The sequence below is a fragment of the Olivibacter sp. XZL3 genome, assembly GCF_004368405.1.
Lineage (GTDB): Bacteria > Bacteroidota > Bacteroidia > Sphingobacteriales > Sphingobacteriaceae > Olivibacter.
Window position 1 is genome coordinate 1 of record NZ_SBJH01000041.1, and the last position, 19,972, is coordinate 19,972.

Annotated in this window: 18 protein-coding genes; 12 read left to right on the plus strand and 6 right to left on the minus strand. The window is 42.9% G+C overall.

All coding sequences use genetic code 11. The features are described 5' to 3' along the window. Positions 1-192: 192 nt before the first annotated feature. The 3 genes from secDF to EPX21_RS08850 form a co-directional block, all read right to left on the minus strand. Positions 193-3,219 (minus strand): protein translocase subunit SecDF, encoded by a 3,027-nt coding sequence (secDF, locus tag EPX21_RS08840; RefSeq protein ID WP_134089307.1) that lies wholly within the window; start codon positions 3,217-3,219, stop codon positions 193-195. A 214-nt stretch (positions 3,220-3,433) separates the two neighbouring features. After that, positions 3,434-3,931 carry a dihydrofolate reductase gene (locus EPX21_RS08845; RefSeq protein ID WP_134089308.1) on the minus strand — a complete coding sequence of 166 codons (498 nt, stop codon included), beginning with the start codon at positions 3,929-3,931 and terminating at the stop codon, positions 3,434-3,436. An 11-nt stretch (positions 3,932-3,942) separates the two neighbouring features. Further along, positions 3,943-4,764, minus strand: a complete 822-nt coding sequence (locus tag EPX21_RS08850) for a thymidylate synthase (RefSeq protein ID WP_134089309.1) — start codon at positions 4,762-4,764, stop codon at positions 3,943-3,945. Between the two features lie 174 nt (positions 4,765-4,938). Between EPX21_RS08850 and ispE the strand changes: the two genes are divergently transcribed. The 7 genes from ispE (at position 4,939) to EPX21_RS08885 (ending at position 10,735) form a co-directional block, all read left to right on the plus strand. Further along, positions 4,939-5,754: a 4-(cytidine 5'-diphospho)-2-C-methyl-D-erythritol kinase gene (gene ispE, locus EPX21_RS08855; RefSeq protein WP_134089310.1), complete on the plus strand. Its 816-nt coding sequence runs from the start codon at positions 4,939-4,941 to the stop codon at positions 5,752-5,754. A gap of 41 nt (positions 5,755-5,795) precedes the next feature. Further along, entirely contained in the window at positions 5,796-6,932 is a 1,137-nt protein-coding gene (locus tag EPX21_RS08860) for a sugar phosphate isomerase/epimerase (RefSeq protein ID WP_134089311.1), read from the plus strand. 57 nt (positions 6,933-6,989) lie between these two features. Next, a complete protein-coding gene (locus EPX21_RS08865) occupies positions 6,990-7,367 on the plus strand; it encodes a hypothetical protein (RefSeq protein WP_134089312.1) in 378 nt (125 codons plus the stop codon). A gap of 149 nt (positions 7,368-7,516) precedes the next feature. Beyond that, a complete protein-coding gene (locus EPX21_RS08870; protein WP_134089313.1) occupies positions 7,517-8,176 on the plus strand; it encodes a heme exporter protein CcmB in 660 nt (219 codons plus the stop codon). A gap of 32 nt (positions 8,177-8,208) precedes the next feature. Then, positions 8,209-8,862, plus strand: coding sequence for a cytochrome c biogenesis protein (gene ccsA, locus EPX21_RS08875; RefSeq protein WP_134089314.1), 654 nt, complete (start codon positions 8,209-8,211; stop codon positions 8,860-8,862). A 157-nt stretch (positions 8,863-9,019) separates the two neighbouring features. After that, complete coding sequence (locus EPX21_RS08880) at positions 9,020-9,235, plus strand: CcmD family protein (protein ID WP_134089315.1); 216 nt, start codon at positions 9,020-9,022, stop codon at positions 9,233-9,235. A 66-nt stretch (positions 9,236-9,301) separates the two neighbouring features. Next, positions 9,302-10,735: a Glu/Leu/Phe/Val dehydrogenase gene (locus EPX21_RS08885; RefSeq protein WP_134089316.1), complete on the plus strand. Its 1,434-nt coding sequence runs from the start codon at positions 9,302-9,304 to the stop codon at positions 10,733-10,735. A gap of 166 nt (positions 10,736-10,901) precedes the next feature. Here EPX21_RS08885 and lon read toward each other — a convergent pair whose 3' ends face one another. After that, the gene (lon, locus tag EPX21_RS08890) at positions 10,902-13,358 is read right to left on the minus strand and encodes an endopeptidase La (RefSeq protein WP_134089317.1); all 2,457 of its coding nucleotides are present in this window, start codon (positions 13,356-13,358) and stop codon (positions 10,902-10,904) included. Between the two features lie 366 nt (positions 13,359-13,724). On the opposite strand from lon, the gene EPX21_RS08895 reads away from it, so the two are divergent. Then, entirely contained in the window at positions 13,725-14,396 is a 672-nt protein-coding gene (locus EPX21_RS08895; protein ID WP_134089318.1) for a tetratricopeptide repeat protein, read from the plus strand. 57 nt (positions 14,397-14,453) lie between these two features. Here the strand turns inward: EPX21_RS08895 and EPX21_RS08900 are convergent, their stop codons facing one another. Beyond that, a complete protein-coding gene (locus EPX21_RS08900; protein WP_134089319.1) occupies positions 14,454-15,005 on the minus strand; it encodes a hypothetical protein in 552 nt (183 codons plus the stop codon). A 124-nt stretch (positions 15,006-15,129) separates the two neighbouring features. Then, positions 15,130-16,647, minus strand: a complete 1,518-nt coding sequence (gpmI, locus tag EPX21_RS08905) for a 2,3-bisphosphoglycerate-independent phosphoglycerate mutase (protein ID WP_134089320.1) — start codon at positions 16,645-16,647, stop codon at positions 15,130-15,132. 227 nt (positions 16,648-16,874) lie between these two features. On the opposite strand from gpmI, the gene EPX21_RS08910 reads away from it, so the two are divergent. The 4 genes from EPX21_RS08910 to EPX21_RS08925 all read left to right on the plus strand — a co-directional run bounded on the left by EPX21_RS08910 (position 16,875) and on the right by EPX21_RS08925 (position 19,957). Next, positions 16,875-17,279 (plus strand): DUF4783 domain-containing protein, encoded by a 405-nt coding sequence (locus tag EPX21_RS08910; RefSeq protein WP_134089321.1) that lies wholly within the window; start codon positions 16,875-16,877, stop codon positions 17,277-17,279. A 258-nt stretch (positions 17,280-17,537) separates the two neighbouring features. Then, entirely contained in the window at positions 17,538-18,398 is an 861-nt protein-coding gene (nadC, locus tag EPX21_RS08915) for a carboxylating nicotinate-nucleotide diphosphorylase (protein ID WP_134089322.1), read from the plus strand. A gap of 51 nt (positions 18,399-18,449) precedes the next feature. Next, entirely contained in the window at positions 18,450-19,097 is a 648-nt protein-coding gene (gene plsY, locus EPX21_RS08920; protein ID WP_134089323.1) for a glycerol-3-phosphate 1-O-acyltransferase PlsY, read from the plus strand. A 53-nt stretch (positions 19,098-19,150) separates the two neighbouring features. Next, positions 19,151-19,957: a M48 family metallopeptidase gene (locus EPX21_RS08925; protein WP_134089324.1), complete on the plus strand. Its 807-nt coding sequence runs from the start codon at positions 19,151-19,153 to the stop codon at positions 19,955-19,957. Positions 19,958-19,972: the final 15 nt, after the last annotated feature.

Sequence of the window (19,972 nt, forward strand, 5' to 3'; positions counted from 1 at the left end):
CGGTCATTCTCTGTAATTTCGCCATCATGCTTGTCAGTTTGTAAATAATAAACTGTCAACCTATATCAGGACAAGACATTGTGACCTTACACCTTAACTCCTATGCCTTATAGCCCATAATCACGATATAAAAAAAGCCGAGATGTCTGTCAACACCTCGGCTTTTTTTATATCCGAAATTTAATCGAAAAACTATGCTTTCACCGGATTCAGATTTCCCTTTTCTTTAGCGGAAAGCTCTTTTACACTGGTTTCGTTATCTCCTTGTAGGTCTGCGAAGATCGGTGCGGCAAGGAAGATTGACGAATAAGTTCCTAAAATGATACCTATTAAGATAGCAAATGAGAAACCGCGGATCACCTCACCACCGAATACAAATAACACAGCCATTACAAAGATTACCGTTAATGACGTGATAATAGTACGACTGAGCGTTTTATTAATTGCAGTATTAACCACATGTGAGATCGATTCATTCTTAGCACGGTGTTCTTTCAAATATTCACGAATACGGTCGAAAACCACAACCGTGTCATTGATCGAGTAGGCCAGCACAGTAAGTATTGCTGCGATGAAATGTTGATCTAAGTCCAGGGAGAATGGAAGAATACCATCGAATACCGAAAAGATTCCGAGTAATATAATCGCATCATGCGCTAAGGAAATAGCTGCCGATACACTGTACTGCCATTTACGGAAACGGATAAGGATGTAAAGAGCAATAACAATGATTGAAAAGATCACCGAATAGATAGCTGACACCTTGATATCATTTGCTATCGTAGGCCCAACCTTTTGCGAGCTTACGATCTGGTACGGGTTGTTTTGTACTTTAGCTAAGCCTTCATTTAATTTATCGAGGACCTGTTTATCCGCCGCATCATCTGTTTGATCAATTAAATAAGGCGTGGTTACTCGTAATTGGTTATCGCCTCCGAAGGTTTTCACTTCGCTATTGACACCAAATGTGGCATTGACGTGACCGCGTACTTCTTCTAAATTTACCGCATTTTCATATTTAACGGTATAGGTGCGGCCACCCGAGAAATCGACACCTAAACTAAAGCCTTTCGTAAACACCGAGATTAAACTGATTACCACCAAAGCAATAGACAAACCGTAGAACTTTTTACGATTTTTTGTGAAACCGAAATTGGCGTTTTTCAAGGTGTTTTCGCTCCATGGATAAGACACGGAAATTTTCATATCTTTTTTGATCATCCACTCAAAAATGATACGGGTAATGAAAATAGCCGTAAATAATGAGGTAATAATACCAATCATTAAGGTAGTTGCGAAACCTAAAATCGGACCTGTTCCAAAGATGTATAAGATGATGCCGACAAGGAAGGTGGTGAGTTGGGAGTCTAATATCGAAGGCATTGCGTGTTTGTAGCCATCGGAGATCGCCTGTCTAATGCCTTTACCGAGCGCAAACTCTTCACGGATGCGTTCATATATCAATACATTCGCATCCACGGCGGTTCCCATAGTTAAAACGATCCCCGCAATACCCGGTAAGGTCAGCACAGCGCCCAGCGATGCCAGAATGCCCATGATGAAAAATACGTTAAAAATCACCGCAATGTTAGCTACCAAACCAGCGCGGTTATAGTAGAAGATCATAAAGATGAGTACGACTATCAGGCCGATAACCGATGAGTTGATACCGGCATCAATGGCTGCCTGACCAAGCGTAGGGCCAACGATCGCTTCTTCAACAATCTTAGCTGGCGCCGGTAAACGGCCTGCCTTTAACACGTTAGCTAAGTCCTGTGTATCTTCAAAAGTAAAGTTTCCTGTGATGGAAGAAACGCCGTTCGGAATCTCGTCTTGTACAGTTGGCGCGGAATAGACCGTATTATCTAAAACGATAGCAATCGCTTTCTTAGGGTTTGTAGCAGCAGCGGCAGCGCTTATTTTTCTCCATTCACGTGCGCCCTCGCTGTTCATTACCATTTCCACTTGCGGATTATTGGTGCGTTGATCAACGTCCGCCCGAGCATCGGCGATCACGTTTCCGGTAAGCACCGGCCCAGCGTTTAGACCAGTAGGTTTAACCGCAAACAACTGGAACATTTTGCTTTCTTTCGAAACCGGCTTCACACTCCAAAGGAGTTTTACGTTGCCGGGGATAATCGATTTTATTTCAGCGCTGTTGAAATAAGAGTTAACTAGTGCGGTATCTTTCTGTAAGACATAACCAATTACAGGACCTTGGCCCAGCATCTGTTGTCCTTGCGGACCTTGACCGATATTAGGACTTAAAACGGCGAACAGCGGGTTTTGATTCCTTGCTTGTTCAAGCGCTACGGCGCTGCTGTCTTTTGTTGTCGAATCCGTTCCAGCGGCCTTATTGCCACTTAGGGAAGCCAAACGACCTCCGGAAGTACTATCCTTTGCGGTGGTGTCGGTAGTGCTGGCGCTTGCTTGACTGGTTTTTAGGGTCGAAGCGAGCGTACGATTGACATTTTCCAATAAAGGGAAGATCTCGGCATTGTCGTAGGTCTCCCAAAACTCCAGTTTCGCCGATCCTTGCAAGAGTTTACGAACACGATCTTCATCACTCACGCCAGGAAGTTCGATTAAGATTCGGTTTGTCCCTTGTTGGCGTTGAATATTAGGAGAAGTAACTCCGAATTTATCTATACGCGTACGCAAAATGTTGAAAGAACGGTCAATTGCACTGCCGGATTCTTTTTGCAGGAAAGCAATGATATCTCCATCGCTTGAGTTTGATGTGATGTTATTGACCGCATTGTCTTTATTTGCAAAGAAAGTAGCCAGTTTGCCGTTCGGATTCAGCTTCTTAAATTCTTCTCCAAATAGACTGACAAAGTCTTTTTGACTTTCTTTACTCCGGGCTTCGGCATTGTCCAAAGCTTTCTGGAAATTCTCATCTTTCGGGTTGTCGGCTAAATTGCTGATCAATTCTTTTAGGGAGATTTCCATGGTCACGTTCATTCCACCCTTCAAATCCAATCCCAATGCCAGCTCACGCTCTTTGCAATATTGGTAGGAGAATTTGGCAAAACCGAGGTTATACACGTCTACGGTTGCCATTGAATCTAAATAAGCCCGCTCCTTCACGGGGTCGCCTTTTGCAAAAGCAACTGCGTCGCGTTCAACCTTACGGGTTACAAAAGTAAATGAAAGTGAATACAGGCACGCAATCGATATCAGTATTACAAAAAAGTTAATTAGGCCTTTACCTTGCATCTTTGTTTAGTGTTGTAATTTTATGTAATAATTGTTATATACATTTTTGTTAAGAACGGCAAAGCTATGAAATTTTTAAATAAACAAAGGGTTTATTGCGAGAAAATTGTTTGCCGGTTAGTACTTCGTAATTAGCTCTTAACAAGCGCTTGTGAAGCGAAGTAAGATTTTAATGGAGCGTGGTTCAGTGCATGTAGGAGCGAATAGTATCGCGCTAGTTCTGGATTTTAGAATATAACAAAAAGCTGTAGTCGTAGGGGTTCTTTTCATCACTCTCATGATGTTCCACTTCTTCCAATTGCCATTCTTCGTCATTTAAATCAGGAAAAAACGTGTCTGCATCTTGAAATTCATGGTGAATACGGGTTAAGTAAACCTTATCCGTCAGCGGTATTGCCTGTTCATAGATTTGGGCGCCGCCTACAATAAATACCTCATCTTTTTCAGTCTCACATGCGGCTAATGCTTCTTCTAAGGAACCGACCACTTCAATGTTGTCGGCATGGAAGTCTGCTTGGCGGGTAATGACAATGTTACGGCGTTTAGGAAGGGCCTGGCCCACTGATTGGAAAGTCTTCCTTCCCATAATAACGGGATGCCCCGAAGTGGTTTTGCGGAAAAATTTCAAATCTGCTGGCATATGCCAAAGAAGTTCATTATTCTTCCCGATCGCGTTGTTTTTCGAAGCAGCAACAATGATGGATATAATCATGGTTCAATCGGTTAAACCGCCACCTCTGCTTTAATATGCGGGTGAGGGTCATAGTTCGTCAATGTAAAATCTTCATACTTGAAATCAAAGATACTCCTAATTGCTGGATTAACCTTTAATATGGGAAGAGTTTTTGGCGTACGGCTTAATTGAAGTGCCGCTTGCTCGAGGTGGTTGCTGTATAGATGTGCATCTCCTAAAGTATGTATAAAATCGGCTGCCTCCATATCGCAAACCTGGGCAACCATCATGGTAAGCAGGGCATAAGAAGCGATATTAAAAGGCACCCCTAAAAATATATCGGCGCTGCGCTGATAAAGTTGGCAGGATAACTGTGCTTTCGTCTGTCCTTTTTCCGGATTGGGCGGAGCTACATAAAACTGAAAGAATGCATGACAGGGCGGGAGCGCCATTTTTTCAATTTCGGCCACGTTCCAAGCGGAAACAATGATACGACGTGAATCCGGTGTGTTCTTCAGTTGGTGAATGATCTGGGAAATCTGATCAATATGCCTGCCATCAGGGGTAGGCCAAGAGCGCCATTGTGATCCATATACCGGACCTAAATCGCCGTTTTCATCCGCCCATTCATCCCAGATACTCACTTTATTCTCCTTTAAATAAGCGATGTTTGTTTCCCCTTTTAGAAACCAGATCAATTCATGAATAATGGATCGGAGGTGGAGCTTTTTGGTCGTAACCAAGGGGAAGCCCTCCTGCAAATTAAAACGCATCTGATAGCCGAATACACTACGGGTTCCCGTGCCCGTGCGGTCTTGTTTGTCCACACCATGTTCGTAGACATGGCGCATTAGATCGAGATATTGCTGCATCGTATTTTGATGAGATGTTATGGCGGTAAAGATAGGGATTTTTGTTGACGTTGTTTTTGATATGATAGATTTTTGGACGGCGGAGCCCATTGCTTGCTAAGACCGGCAGGCACATAAAGCAGCCGATAACCGATATTATTTGCATTCTCCCTTTTTTATTACTAATTCTGTGGAATGATTACATTCGCGAATGCCAAGATAAATATCGGCTTGCAAGTGCTGAATAGGAGGGCAGATGGGTATCACAACTTGGAGACGGTTTTTTATCCTGTCAGTCTGTTTGATATTTTAGAGCTTGTGCCCTCGAATTCACTGAAGTTAGTGGTTTCGGGCATGGATATACCTAACAATAACGAGGATAACCTTTGTATTAGAGCCTATAAATTGCTTGCACGTGATTATGATTTAAAGCCTGTATCTATCTATTTACACAAGCGTATACCGATTGGTGCAGGCCTCGGCGGTGGCTCGGCTGATGCTGCTTTTTTGATTAAGTTGCTATCGCAGTACTTCGGCCTGCATTTAAGCGACGACCAAATGGAAGCGTATGCACGGGCGCTGGGTGCGGACTGCTGTTTTTTCATTAAGAATAAACCCGTTTTTGCGACCGGAATCGGTGATGAGTTTACTGACGTATCCATCGATTTATCGGCCTATAAATTGGTACTGGTGAAGCCGCCGATCCATGTTTCTACCGGAGAGGCCTATGGAAGTGTACGTGCCGGTAGGGAAAGTAAGCATCTCCTGGACCACATACGTTTGCCGGTTGAGCAATGGAAAGACCATATTTTTAATGATTTTGAAACAGGGATTTTTAATCGCCATCCAGAAATCAGGGGAATAAAGTCGACTCTCTACGAAAAGGGCGCCTTATATGCATCGATGAGCGGATCCGGCTCTACGGTTTATGGTATTTTCAAGGAAGAACTTGATTTACACGAATGGAAAGACAAGTATGAAGTATATTGGATGAACGGCGGACTGCGATAAAGGATAGTTTTTCTCGATTAATAGCACTTAGTGAATATACAATGAATAATTTGAATAATCCGATTTGGTTGATGAGCTCTGCTTTTGATAAGCTGGGGATTGACGATTTAATTAAGAAAGCCGTCTTGGTAGGTGCGCAAGGTATTGACCTATGTGTTTTTCGGAGGGACGGCAGTCGGCAAGACCACACGGCAACTCATTTGGAATACGACGCTTTTGATTTAGATGCGGCAAAACGATTGATTGACAAATTTAACGCTGCCGGCTTACAGCTTTCGCTCGGTGCGTTTGAGAATATGATAGGAGGCGATGTATCGGAGCGGATTAAAAACCAAAACCACCTATTGAAGTTGATTCGGATTGCGCATTTGCTTGGCGGCGATGAAAACAACGTTAAAGTCGGCACTTTTGTGGGCTATAACCACGAATTGGGTGTCCAGGAAAACGGCTTTCAGTTAAACTTAGAGGCATACCAGCGCGTCTTCGAACCGATCGTCGACTACGCCGAAAGTTTGGGTGTCACCATTTTATATGAAAATTGTCCGATGGAGGGGTGGCGTTCTGCTGCCTATACCTCGACATATAACAACTTGCCTGCTGTCTTGGCGGCGAGAAAGCTGATGTATGCCTTGATACCTAGTAAGGCGCATGGTGAGATTTATGACCCTTCCCATGATATTTGGCAGCATACCGATCCTGTAGAAGTTATCGCAGCAAGCGACATCACACGGATTCACCGAATCCACGTGAAAACGACCAGGAATCTGCTGACGAAAGGGCGGATTGAGTGGGGAGGCATGTATCCCATGCAGCAAGTAGCGGCTTCTTTGGCTTTAAAAGCCGGCGTTTCGCAACCCCTGAGTGACTGGGATCGTCATCATTACGAGGCGATGCTTCCGGGATTTGGAGGCTCTGATCATATGGATTGGCGAGCGTTTGTCGATAAATTACGCGAAAAGGGATTTGACGGGCCATTTGAGATCGAGAATGAGGCGAAAAATTCGAAAGATACCGGTAATTTAATGGCTACGATCCAAGGATATGATGCTGCTATTCGTTTTTTGAGTCCGATGTTGTGGAATTTAGGACCTAATGGGTACGAGTATAAAAGCCAGACCCCTTTACAGATACGGAGCGGACAACAGGATATAGCCGTAAAAACCATAGCTGATTTATAATCCTTTCAAACCTTTTTTTTGTCAAACTGTTAGTAACGTATGACTATAATAGAAGAAATGAAAGACAAAAAAGAGGGCAAAACAACAAAGTTTGTTGCTTTTGCATTAGCAGGATTAGCTGCTGGAGCGGCAGTTTACTATTTGTTCGGTACGAACGAAGGGCGTAAAACGCTAAACAAGGCAGTAGACGGCGTCAATGGATTAAGTAAGACATTAAAAGCTCAAGCCGAGGAAGGTCTACAAAAAGCTTCCCACTTGGCAAATCGTGCGAAGGAAGAATATCACCGTGTGCTGCATATGGCAGATGATGCGCGTCATGACGCTATGGAGAAGGCAGGCGAGTATAAAGAAGAAGCAAAAGACCTGACGAAAAAAGGGTTGAAGTATGCCGAAGATTTGAGTAGCGAGGCTCGTTCAAAAGTGGATGAAGCCTAAAGGCCTTCGGACGAAAGGTTTTTGATAGGTAGATGCGGGCGCGTCGAATACAAGAGTCGAGCGTTAATGTGTTGTTGCGTCCGTTATCTTTATTTCTTTTGGTCTTGCGGCCTTTATGTTATGTCCGCAAAAGGGTATCTTTGTCCGATATGAATTTTGTCAGACAGGTATACCTACTTTTGCGCAAAGAGATTACGTTGGAATGGCGGTCCAAGTACGCGCTAAACGGCGTATTGCTTTACGTGATTTCAACGGTGTTCGTCTGCTATCAGGCGTTTAAGTCGGTGCATCCAGTTATATGGAATGCGCTTTTTTGGATTATATTACTGTTTACGTCAATCAATGCGATTTCAAAAAGCTTTACGCAGGAGAGCAAAGCCAGGCAGCTCTATTATTACACCTTGGTAAGCGCGCAAGCAATTATTTTATCGAAGATCATTTACAATGTCTTGCTCATGTTGCTATTGGCGACAGTGGCTTTTTTTGCTTACAGTACAATTTTCAGAAATGAAATAGGCGATCCGCCCCTTTATTTTATAACCATTTTATTAGGCAGTATTAGTTTCGGAACAGCACTTACGATGGTATCAGGCATTAGCGCTAAAGCCAATAACTCAGGTACGCTAATGGCCATTCTAAGTTTTCCTGTTCTGATCCCGGTTATCATTGTGCTCATCAAATTGTCGAAAAATGCAATGGATGGTTTAGAACGGAGTGTGAGTTATGACGAGATCGGCGTGCTTCTTGCGATAAACTTGATCGTCCTTACGGTTTCTTTGTTGTTATTTCCTTACATTTGGCGAGACTAAAACAACGCTTATATTCAAACTTGTATTGAGAAATGAAGGCTTATTGGTGGAAATTTTTGGCAGCAGGATTGGTATTTTACTCGATTATAGGAGGGTTTTTATTTCCGGTACCTGAATTACCTATTCTTCACGAAACGATCCGCAATACGTATTTCCACATCCCCATGTGGTTTGCTATGATCCTACTTTATGTAATTTCTGTAGTGTATAGTATTAAATACCTTTCATCTGGAGAAACCAAACATGATTTGCTGGCAGTCGAAAGTGTCAATGTCGGCATTATTTTCTGCGGCTTTGGTTTAATTACCGGCATGCTTTGGGCGGACGTTACCTGGGGAGAGCCTTGGCCCAATGACCCGAAGCTTAATGGAAGTGCTATAGCGACTTTAATGTATCTAGCTTATTTGGTGTTGAGAAATGCGCTTGACGAAGAACAGAAGCGGGCAAAGATTTCGGCGATCTACAACATTTTTGCGTTTCCCGTTATGATTGTATTGCTTTTCATTCTTCCCCGCCTTACCGATTCACTTCATCCGGGGAACGGCGGAAATCCCGCCTTTAGCAACCTCGATATGGATGGTACGATGCGGGCGGTTTTTTATCCGGCCGTGTTGGGTTGGATGTTAATAGGTGTATGGATAACAACCTTGAGGTATCGTTATCGCTTGATTGATTGGGAACAGTGATCAGTTCGCGTATGCAAGCAAGCGGACTATTAATAGACTGTCCTCTGTAGCAGTCTTTTGGTTTTTTAGAAATATGGTGGGAAGCCTTCAAAAATATACGAAATATATGGTTTCTATATTTTTATTTAAAATAAAATAACAATTTGTCATAAACGATATGAAGAAGCTAATTCTTTTGGTTTTGTTAGGGTTGACATCCTTTTTTCATAGTTTTGCACAGTCGTCAAACGACGTTGAAATGGCGGATGTTTTGCGAAGTTCAGGTAAGATTTATGTAGTGGTCGCGGTGGTTTGCGTGATATTTGTAGGATTCATTATATATCTCTTTACGATCGATCGTAAAATCAGTCGATTGGAAAACAAGAAAAAATAAATAGGTTAAGCGCTCCAAAGGGCAGACGCACTCTTAGGAGAAGCCAATTATTAATTAATTTACATTATGGCCACAAGTAAGTCACAGGGAGAGTTTAGTTTCTTTAATGATGTTTGCGAATTTTTTGACCATGCAGCCCAGTTCACGAATCACGATAAAGGCTTGTTGGATCAGATAAAAGCTTGTAATAGCGTTTATCGTTTCCGTTTCCCAATCCGAAGAGCGAATGGTAAATTGGAGGTTATTGATGCATGGCGTGTGGAACATTCGCATCATAAATCGCCTACCAAGGGAGGAATCCGCTACAGTGAAATGGTCAACGAGGACGAGGTGATGGCGCTTGCAGCATTGATGACCTATAAATGTGCAATCGTCAACGTTCCTTTCGGCGGGGCAAAAGGAGGGATTTGTATCAATCCAAGGGATTATTCGGTGCCTGAGCTGGAAACGATTACCCGACGATATACAGTCGAATTGGTCAAGAAAAATTTTATTGGGCCCGCAATTGACGTTCCGGCGCCGGATTATGGTACCGGTGAGCGGGAAATGAGCTGGATCGCTGACACTTACCTAACGATGAATCCCGGTCAATTAGACGCATTGGGAAGTGTTACAGGAAAGCCCCTTTCTTTGAGTGGTATTGATGGAAGGAAAGCTGCAACAGGCAGGGGTGTTGCCATCGCGATTCGGGAATGCGCCGATATTGCAGAGGACATGAAGGCATTGGGCCTAACACCCGGCATCGCAGGTAAACGCGTAATTGTGCAAGGACTCGGTAATGTGGGCTATAATACAGCAAAAGTGCTGGAAGAGTATGGCGCCGTTATTGTTGGAATCTGCGAGTACGATGGCGCTCTGTATAACGAGGATGGTTTAGACGTTGATGCGATCTTAGAACACAGAAGAAACACTGGTACCGTTTTAGGCTACAAGAAAGCGAAGCAAGAGTTTACAAATCCAAGTGAGGGCTTGGAACAAGCATGCGATATATTGGTACCCGCCGCCTTGGAAAAGCAAATCACGGAAGACAACATCGGAAGGATAAAGGCCAAAATTATTGCTGAAGGTGCGAATGGGCCGACCACGCCGAAGGCGGAGGAAATATTTACAAAAAATGGGGGCATTATTATTCCCGATATGTACTGCAATGCAGGTGGTGTAACGGTTTCTTATTTCGAGTGGCTGAAGAATCTATCGCATGTCGCCTTTGGACGTATGGACAAACGTTATGAAGAAACGGCCAATAGGAATATCGTCAATATGGTGGAGGCTGTCACGGGCGTTACGTTGACAAGCGATCAGCGAAGCGTGATTATAAAAGGCGCTTCAGAGCTTGAATTGGTAAATTCTGGCTTGGAGGACACCATGATCCGATCTTATCACGAGATTAGAAGAATAAAAAATGCAAACAATAACATCGGTACCTTACGTACCGCCGCTTTTGTAGGTTCTATTGACAAAATAGCCACCTCTTATCTTAATATGGGAATTTGGCCTTAACGGTAAAGAGGGTCGCCGCTTGGGGTGGAAAGCAAATAAAAAAAGCTATCGGAGTGCATTCGATAGCTTTTTTTATTTATTAAAGTTTTGACTTTTGACTTTTGACTTTTGACTTTTGAATTTTGACTTTTACCATCCCTACGGGAGGCAAGCTTTCGGATTTTTCTTATCTATTAATGCTGAAGTCTAAGGGCTTTTTTACCTTCTCTGTTAACAGTGCAAAGTCTATCACTTCCTTCATCTCATTAACATAGTGAAAGTTCAAATCTTTTATATAGCCTTCCTTAATTTCCAAGATATCTTTTCGGTTCGACTTGCAAAGTATAATGTCGCGGATGTTCGCTCTTTTTGCAGCTAAAATCTTTTCTTTGATACCACCGACAGGCAGTACTTTTCCGCGTAAAGTGATTTCTCCGGTCATTGCTAAGTTGGCACGCACTTTCCGCTGAGTAAAGGAAGAAGCTAAAGCGGTCAGCATCGTTATGCCCGCCGAAGGACCATCTTTCGGCGTCGCCCCCGCAGGCACGTGAATATGTACGTCCCATTTATCAAATAGTTCAAAATCGATCTCGAAGTCAGCCGCATGTGCACGCAGATAGGCCATCGCTATACCCGCGGATTCTTTCATTACATCGCCGAGATTGCCGGTTAATGTTAACTTCCCTTTACCGGGGCTCAAGCTGGACTCAATAAAAAGAATATCGCCTCCAACCTGCGTCCAAGCTAAACCGGTTACAACGCCGGCTACGTCATTGCTCTCATATAGATCCTTATCGTAAATCGGCGCGCCTAAGATATCGCTCACGTCCTGGCTATTGATATTCGGGCCGATCGGTGTTTCCATCACCATATTGGTTGCTACGCCCCTAACGAGCGCACCTATCTTTTTCTCTAAGCCACGCACGCCCGACTCGCGGGTGTATTCGTCGATTACTTTTTCTATTACACTGCTCTTAAGTGAAATGTCTTTTGTCGTTAAGCCATGCTGTTCACGCTGTTTAGGCAGGAGGTGTTTCTTAGCTATCTCGATCTTCTCTTCGATGGTATACCCATTGACCTCAATGATTTCCATTCTGTCTAACAAAGCGGGTTGGATAGTGCTTAGTGAATTTGCTGTAGCGATAAACATGACATTAGAAAGGTCGTAATCCATTTCTACATAGTGATCGTAGAATGCGCTGTTTTGTTCAGGATCGAGTACTTCCAATAAAGCAGAGGATGGATCGCCCCGAAAATCATTTCCGACTTTATCAATTTCATCTAAAACGAAAACCGGGTTGGAGGTACCTGCTTTTTTTATTGATTGAATGACTCTTCCGGGCATCGCACCGATATAGGTCTTTCTATGTCCCCTAATTTCCGCCTCATCCCGAACACCGCCCAATGCCATCCTGACATATTTTCGGTTCAGGGCTTTGGCAATAGATTTTCCTAGGGAAGTTTTACCAACTCCCGGAGGGCCTACAAGGCATAATATCGGCGCTTTCATGTCGCGTTTAAGCTTCAAGACTGCCAAATACTCGATAATGCGCCTTTTTACTTTTTCCAGGCCGTAATGGTCTTTATCCAAGATTTTCTCTGCTCGCTTTAGATCAAAATTATCTCTGCTGAACTCGCTCCAAGGCAAGTCGATCAAGAGTTCGAGGTAATTCAGTTGAACGGAATAATCTGCCGCTGCCGGATTAATCCGACTTAATTTATCCAGCTCTTTTTTAAAGTGGATCGCTACCTCTTTACTCCATTTCTTTTGTAAGGATTTTTTTCGCAGCTCCTCGATTTCCAGATCAGGCGTCGATCCGCCCAGCTCTTCCTGTATGGTTTTTAGTTGTTGATTCAGGAAATAATCACGCTGCTGTTTGTCGAGGTCAACGCGAACCTTGTTTTGGATTTGAGTTTTTAGCTCTAATAACTGCAGTTCTGCAGTCAATTGCTCAAGCACCTTGTTGGCACGTTCTTTCACGTTCTTTGTTTCCAATAGCTGCTGCTTTAAGGTTAAATCAGCATTCATATTGGAGGAAATGAAATTGATCAAAAAAGAAGGACTTTCAATGTTTTTGATAGCGATTCCTGTTTCGCTGGGTATATTGGGCGAAATGTTGATTATTTGAAGCGCTAATTCTTTGATGGAGGAGATCAGGGCATTGAATTCTTTTTCTTTTTTCGCCTTCTCTTCCACAAAACGTTCTATCGTCGCCTTGATATAGGGTTCAGACTGTACCTCTTCCTTCAGTTTAAACCGTTGTTTTCCCTGAATAATGACGGTGGTATTACCATCCGGCATCTGCAGCATTTTTATGATCATGGCTACGGTACCAACGTTATGGAGCTGGTCAAAAGCCGGATCTTCTATCGACATATCGCGTTGGGCGACAACGCCGATGGCGCGATCTCCTTTATACGCTTCCTTAATCAATTTAATAGATTTGTCGCGCCCGACAGTGATGGGTATAACCACTCCGGGAAACAAAACTGTATTTCTTAAAGGTAGTATGGACAGAATGTCGGGTAACTCCTCGCTGCTCATATCGTCTTCATCTTGCTGTGTGAATAGAGGGAAAAACTCCGTGTCTTCATTTATGATGGGTAATGCTTGGTTAAAATCGAATAGATCAAACTTGCTCATTTTTATGTTTTATGTTTTATATGGTAACAGGTTTTGGCCAAAATGACAGTTGCCCTGCTATTTTCTTTTGTAAATGATCGAATAGATAATGGTGCAAGGGTTATGCCAATGTCTATTTAATCGATTTTTTTTACTATTCATGTCATATTTTCAGATGGGGTGTTGCGCTTTCTTTGCAATGATACTACAATAAAATTAAAAGCCTGTAAATGAATAATATTCAAGGTGACACAATAAAATACACAATTTTTAGTTTATTTTTGTGTCGAAATGGCAATTGAATTGTTATCTTAGAGAAGGGATAGACCCTTGGGCTTATACTAAGGTGACATAATGGCCTTCGAGGAACAAAAGAATTTTAATTAAATGAACATTAGACGCAATCAATTTATGAATTTTGGTAAATCAATGAAACAATTGGTGTTACTGGGAATTTTTATTTTTTCCGTAAGTGCTGCCGTAGCGCAGTCGCAATCTTCGTCCAGTAATCCTTATGTGCGCTTGGGAAATAAAGCGATCATGGATGGAGATTTTAAGGCGGCCGTAAATGCCTTGGAAAAAGTGAAGAATCCGGATACGCTTGTTACGTACATGTTGGGATATTCGCAGATCAGATGTGCTGACTATAATAAAGCGATCAACTCTTTCACGAAACTTTTAAGCCAGAGTCCGAACAACTTTTCAGCCTATTATTGGAGAGGTAAGGCCCGTAATACCTTGGCTATACAAGGGGAGAGCAAGTTAAGTGAGACGGAACGTAACAAGATGTTGCAAGAGAGTATCGAAGATTTCACAAATGCGATTAAGCTTAATCCCGATGATTTATCTTATTACCAAAGCAGAGGTATGGCGTACAGAGATTTAGGCATCTTACAGGGAACTAATTCGACTGCCGTATATGACAAGGATCAGGCGAGCGCGGCTTATCAAAAAAGCATAGACGATTTACAACACGTCTTGAGTGCGAATTCCAAGAGGGAAGATTTGGCAAAAGAGATTAAGAAAGTGAAAATTTACAAAAGTAACTTGTCTAAATAAGGGCAGTTGGAAATCCTTATAAAAAGGCCTTAGTATGCAAAGTACTAAGGCCTTTTTTCATGATGCAATCTTTCCGGTAATCAGATAGCTGTTTCGACCGATGATTCGTATAGCTTGTTCTTTTTCTATTCTATAGAGGGAGTCGGGATAGTAGTCGAGCTTTTCCAACGATTCGTATAACCAATTCTTTTCTCCATTCAAAATATAGATCCGCTTAATACGTCCTTTTTGATCTTTGTGGATTTTAATTTCCTTTGTGCGGAGTTCCGGGTCTTTTGTACGATAAGTTAGGATGTCGTTTGTTGAATCGACGCTGTAACGTTGTAGCCAGTCTGGTTTATTTATATCCGAAGAAGCGAACAGATCGAGTTCTCTTTGCCAATCGCTTAATTGTAGTTTCTTCTGTTCACGCTGTTCATTTTTACCAACAGTTTTAACAATTACCGGATTCACTTCCTGCAGGTGTCGCGCCTGCTGCTCGAAGTACGAAACCAAATCGAAATAAGGCCGATCTGTCGTCTTCGTTTCGTCCTTGTCGGACGAACAAGAGCAAAGGCCGGTAAAGGAAAAAAGCGCGCCGATCAGAACGAAAAGTAAGGCGGATTTCATTAAAAATAAAATGTTAGGGGTTTGTAGATAAACAGGTAAACGGCGTCATGAGATAGGAGATGGGCAGCTTCCTTACGGCGTGTGTAGCGTCCGTAATCGTCCATCTCCTAAGTTTAGCGCTACATTAAACAAGCACTTCCCCGGTCATTTTTTGAGGAACCGGAACGTTTAATAAAGTAAGGATCGTCGGAGCGATGTCTCCCAACTTGCCGTCTTTAATCTGTTTATAGTCTTTATCAATTAAGATACAAGGTACCAAATTAGTCGTGTGAGCCGTATTGGGCGTACCATCTTCGTTTACCATATATTCGGAGTTGCCATGATCGGCAATAATAACAAACGAGTAGCCTTCCTCTATACCTTTTTCTACTACTTGCTTGGTACAACTGTCTACGGTTTCAACTGCTTTTACCACGGCGCTAAAGACACCGGTATGACCCACCATATCGGGATTTGCAAAATTCAAACAGACAAAATCCGGATGATTGGTTTCCATCTCTTTACAAATGGCATCAGCAATGCCCTGCGCGCTCATTTCAGGTTGTAAATCGTAAGTAGCTACCTTTGGCGAAGGAATCAGTATTCGTGACTCTCCTGCAAATTCGGCTTCCCGGCCACCCGAGAAGAAGAACGTTACGTGCGGATATTTTTCGGTTTCGGCAATACGGACCTGCGTTTTCCCGTTTTTTTCCAGTACTTCTCCGAGCGTTTCGGTTATATCATCCTTTCGGAAAATCACTTCTACGTGCTTAAAAGTTTCATCATAAGAAGTCATCGTGACGTATCTTAAGTTCAGCGGTGTCATATTGTAATCGGGAAACGCTTTTTGCGTGAGTGCGATGCTTATTTCCCGACCTCTATCGGTACGAAAGTTGAAACAAATAACCACATCGCCGTCTTTGATAGTTGCCAGCGGTGCGCCCTGCTGATTTACTTTAACGATCGGTTTTACAAATTCATCGCTTACGCCATCAGCATAAGAGGCCTTAATTGCAGCAACTATATCCGTACTGGCCTTTCCTTGGCCATGTACTAAAAGATCATAAGCCTCTTTGACCCGCTCCCAACGATTATCTCGGTCCATTGCATAATAGCGACCGATTGCAGAGGCCAATGTGCCTTTTCCGTCTGCCAGATATTCTTCAAGCTCGCTAATGTAGCTTACACCCGAATGGGGGTCGGTGTCTCTGCCATCCAAGAAAGCGTGGATAAACACGTTGTCTGTTAACCCTGCCGTTTGTGCCGCTTCACATAAACCACGGAGATGTTTAGTATGTGCGTGGACGCCGCCATCAGAAACGAGACCGATCAGGTGTACAGCCTTACCTTCCTTTTTAGCATAAGCGAAGGCCTGTTGTAGCGTATCGTTTTGGTTAAGTTCTCCGTCGTCTACCGCTTTATGAATACGGCCAAGCTCCTGATATACGATGCGACCGGCACCTAAATTCATATGTCCCACTTCAGAATTACCCATTTGGCCAGCAGGTAGGCCTACAGCTTCTCCAGAGGCTTCCAGTTTCGAGTGCGGATACGAATGCAATAAGTGGTCTAAAAAGGGCGTATTAGCGGCCTTTACCGCATTTGAATCATCATCCTTGCCGTAACCAAGACCGTCAAGAATTATGAGCATTGCTTTCTTCATTTTAATATGCTTTTGTATGTGTATTTTTCTGTTATCACAAACCTAATACAAAAAATGGTCCTTTGCTTAATTTTTTTTAAATATTGACTTATACGGGCTGGCAATCGGAAAATTTTTGACAAAATGGCATGCTTTTGGCTGTAATAGGAAGCAGCGTGTAATGGGTGAAGAAACTGTACATATATTGATACCACGAAGGCGATTAAGCTAAACTTTTATCTGTTGGGATGATGAAAAGTGCATGTATTATATTACTTCTTATTTTTGTTAACCTACAATCCAACGTTGCTTATTCTCGTATAGATGATCTGATCGGCGCTATTGCAAACTGCTTTAGAACGGGTAATAGTAAGGAATTATCAATGTATTTTTCAACTACGGTAAGTCTTTCTTTACTGGAAGAAGGTGACAGTTATTCTAAAAATCAAGCAGAAATACTGCTACATAATTTCTTTAGCAAACATACCATCCAAAGTGGGAAAATTCTCCATAGAATGGAGACCAATGCCACAAATCGTTATGCCGTTATTGAGTTGATTTCTTCGACCCATAAATTTAGGGTTTCCTTATCTTTAAAGAACGTGAACTCCAAATTTCTCATAACAGATATGCGGATCGATGTTGTCAATTAATATAAATCTGCGTCCGGATCTTATTTGTGCCTTTTATCTTGATCATTGTGAAGGGTTCATGAGCGTTGATGAATACAGAGAAGAAAAATAAAACCGCGCAACGGCGTCTTGCCCAAGCTTATTCTTGAATCGCTGCGCTCATAAAGATAATCGAGCTCAGATTACAAAGAGAAGTCGCTGTCGCTATGAATCCGCGGAGCGCTTGCTAAAACTTTTTCTATTCACGAAATTTTCCTTAGGTTTGAAGCCGATTACGATATGAGCACTATAGACAATACACAGCTACGGACTTTTATAAGCCAAGCGTTGCAAGAGGACGTTGGCGACGGAGATCATACCTCTTTGTCGACGATTCCTGCGGGAAAGCAGGGAACAGCGAAGTTAATTATTAAGGAAGACGGCGTTTTAGCCGGCATAGAAGTAGCTCATGTTATCTTTCAGCAAGTAGATCCATCACTCGAGGTGAGGTCAAAACGAAGTGACGGAGAACACGTTTCGGTAGGCGATATCGTCTTAACGGTCGAAGGCAGTATTCATTCCATATTGGTGGCTGAGCGTTTGGTGCTGAATATCATGCAAAGGATGAGCGGTATCGCAAGCACCACCCGACGGGTCGTGGAGTTGTTGGAAGGCACGGGTACGAAGGTGCTTGATACCCGGAAAACCACTCCGGGAATCCGATTTTTAGAAAAGGAAGCCGTGCGCATAGGAGGGGGGACCAATCACCGTTTTGGCTTGTATGATATGATATTGATAAAAGACAACCACGTCGATTATGCAGGAGGTATCGTTGAGGCGTTAGTTGCGGCAAATCGGTATCGACAAAGTTTAAAAAAAGCGATCCAAATAGAGATTGAAGTACGAAATTTGAAGGAGCTCGACGCTGTAATTAAATTCGGTCAGGTTGATCGCATCTTGTTGGACAATTTTGATTTCGAAACCTTAAAGCAGGCTGTTGCGCTAGTAAATGGAAGGTTTATAACAGAAGCTTCGGGCGGCATCACCCTTGAAAATGCTAAACAATTTGCTGACTGTGGCGTTAATTATATCTCAATGGGGGCGTTGACGCATTCTGTTAAGAGTCTTGATATGAGTTTAAAGGCTCAGATTGTTAACTAAAGTTAAGATTTTTTACTAATAAGATTTTCCTTTTTAGTATCATTGTACCCGATGACATCAATTAATGCCATTATTGCACTTCTGGTTGCCTATCTTTTTGGATCCATACCTACAGCCGTTTGGCTCGGACAATCGTTTTATGGCGTGGACGTGAGGGAATACGGTAGTGGTAATGCAGGAGCCACGAATACGTTCCGAGTTCTGGGTGCTAAGGCGGGTATCGCCGTCATGATTATAGACATTTTAAAAGGGTGGACCGCTACTAATCTTGCTTATTTTATTGGTGTTTCGATAACGGGGCCGACGAGTTCGGTGCTTTTTATTAATTATCAACTCGCATTGGGCGTTATTGCGGTGATGGGGCATCTATTCCCTTTATTTGCGGGCTTTAGGGGAGGGAAGGGCGTTGCTACCTTGTTTGGGATGGTACTGGCAGTACATCTACAAGCAGCATTGTTATGTGTAGGCGTCTTTATTTGTGTGTTGATGCTCACGCGATATGTTTCTTTGGGCTCCATTATGGCTGGTTTCACGTTTCCGTTCAGTATAGTTTTTGTTTTCCATACTCCTTATAAGTCCTTATTGTTATATGGCATGTGCATCTGCGCCCTGATACTTGTAACCCATCAAAAAAACATTGAGCGACTATTAAAAGGAAAGGAGTCGAAAATTACGCTTTTCAAGAAGAAGAGTGTTTGAAAGAAGCATATCGGCACAACAATTGCTATATTTGTTCAAATAGAATCATTATTATGAATTGGAATAAAACTAAGTTGTTTAGTTCATTATTTTTATTGGTTTTTTTTGCAGGATGTTCTACTGTTCCCTTAACGGGTAGACGACAACTGAGTTTGGTGGACGATAAAACCATGCAACAGCAGGCGACACTGGCCTATCGCGAGCTTTTAAATGATCCTAAAACTAAAGTTGTAAAGGGAACAGCTAATGCACAAACGGTTCAAAATGTTGGTCGTAAAATAGCGCAGGCTGTGGAATCTTACTTGCAACAGCAGGGCTACGCCGATCAATATCAATTCAGTTGGGAGTTTAACTTAATAGACGACCAGCAAGTGAATGCTTGGTGTATGCCAGGTGGAAAAGTAGCTGTATATACGGGAATTCTTCCTGTAACGGAAAACGAAGCTGGTTTGGCGACGGTGATGGGGCATGAGATTGCGCATGCCATAGCCAGACACTCTTCCGAACGAGCCTCTAATGTGATGGCGGCCCAAGGTCTCGGCGTCGGTGTAGGCTTGGCAACATCAGGTAAGTCGCAAGTAACGCAGGTTCTTGTTAACCAACTATACGGCGTGGGAAGTCAGGTAGCGTTATTAAAATATTCCCGGAATCAAGAAAGCGAGGCCGACAGAATGGGATTGACCTTTATGGCCATGGCGGGATACAACCCGAACGAAGCCGCTTCATTCTGGCAGCGTATGTCTTCCAGGGCTGGTGGGCAGAAACCCCCTGAGTTTTTGAGTACGCACCCGAGCGACCAAAGGCGTATTGCGGATATCCAAAAGTTGATACCCGAAGCAATGAAGCATTATAAAAAGTAGCATCGAGGCGACTTG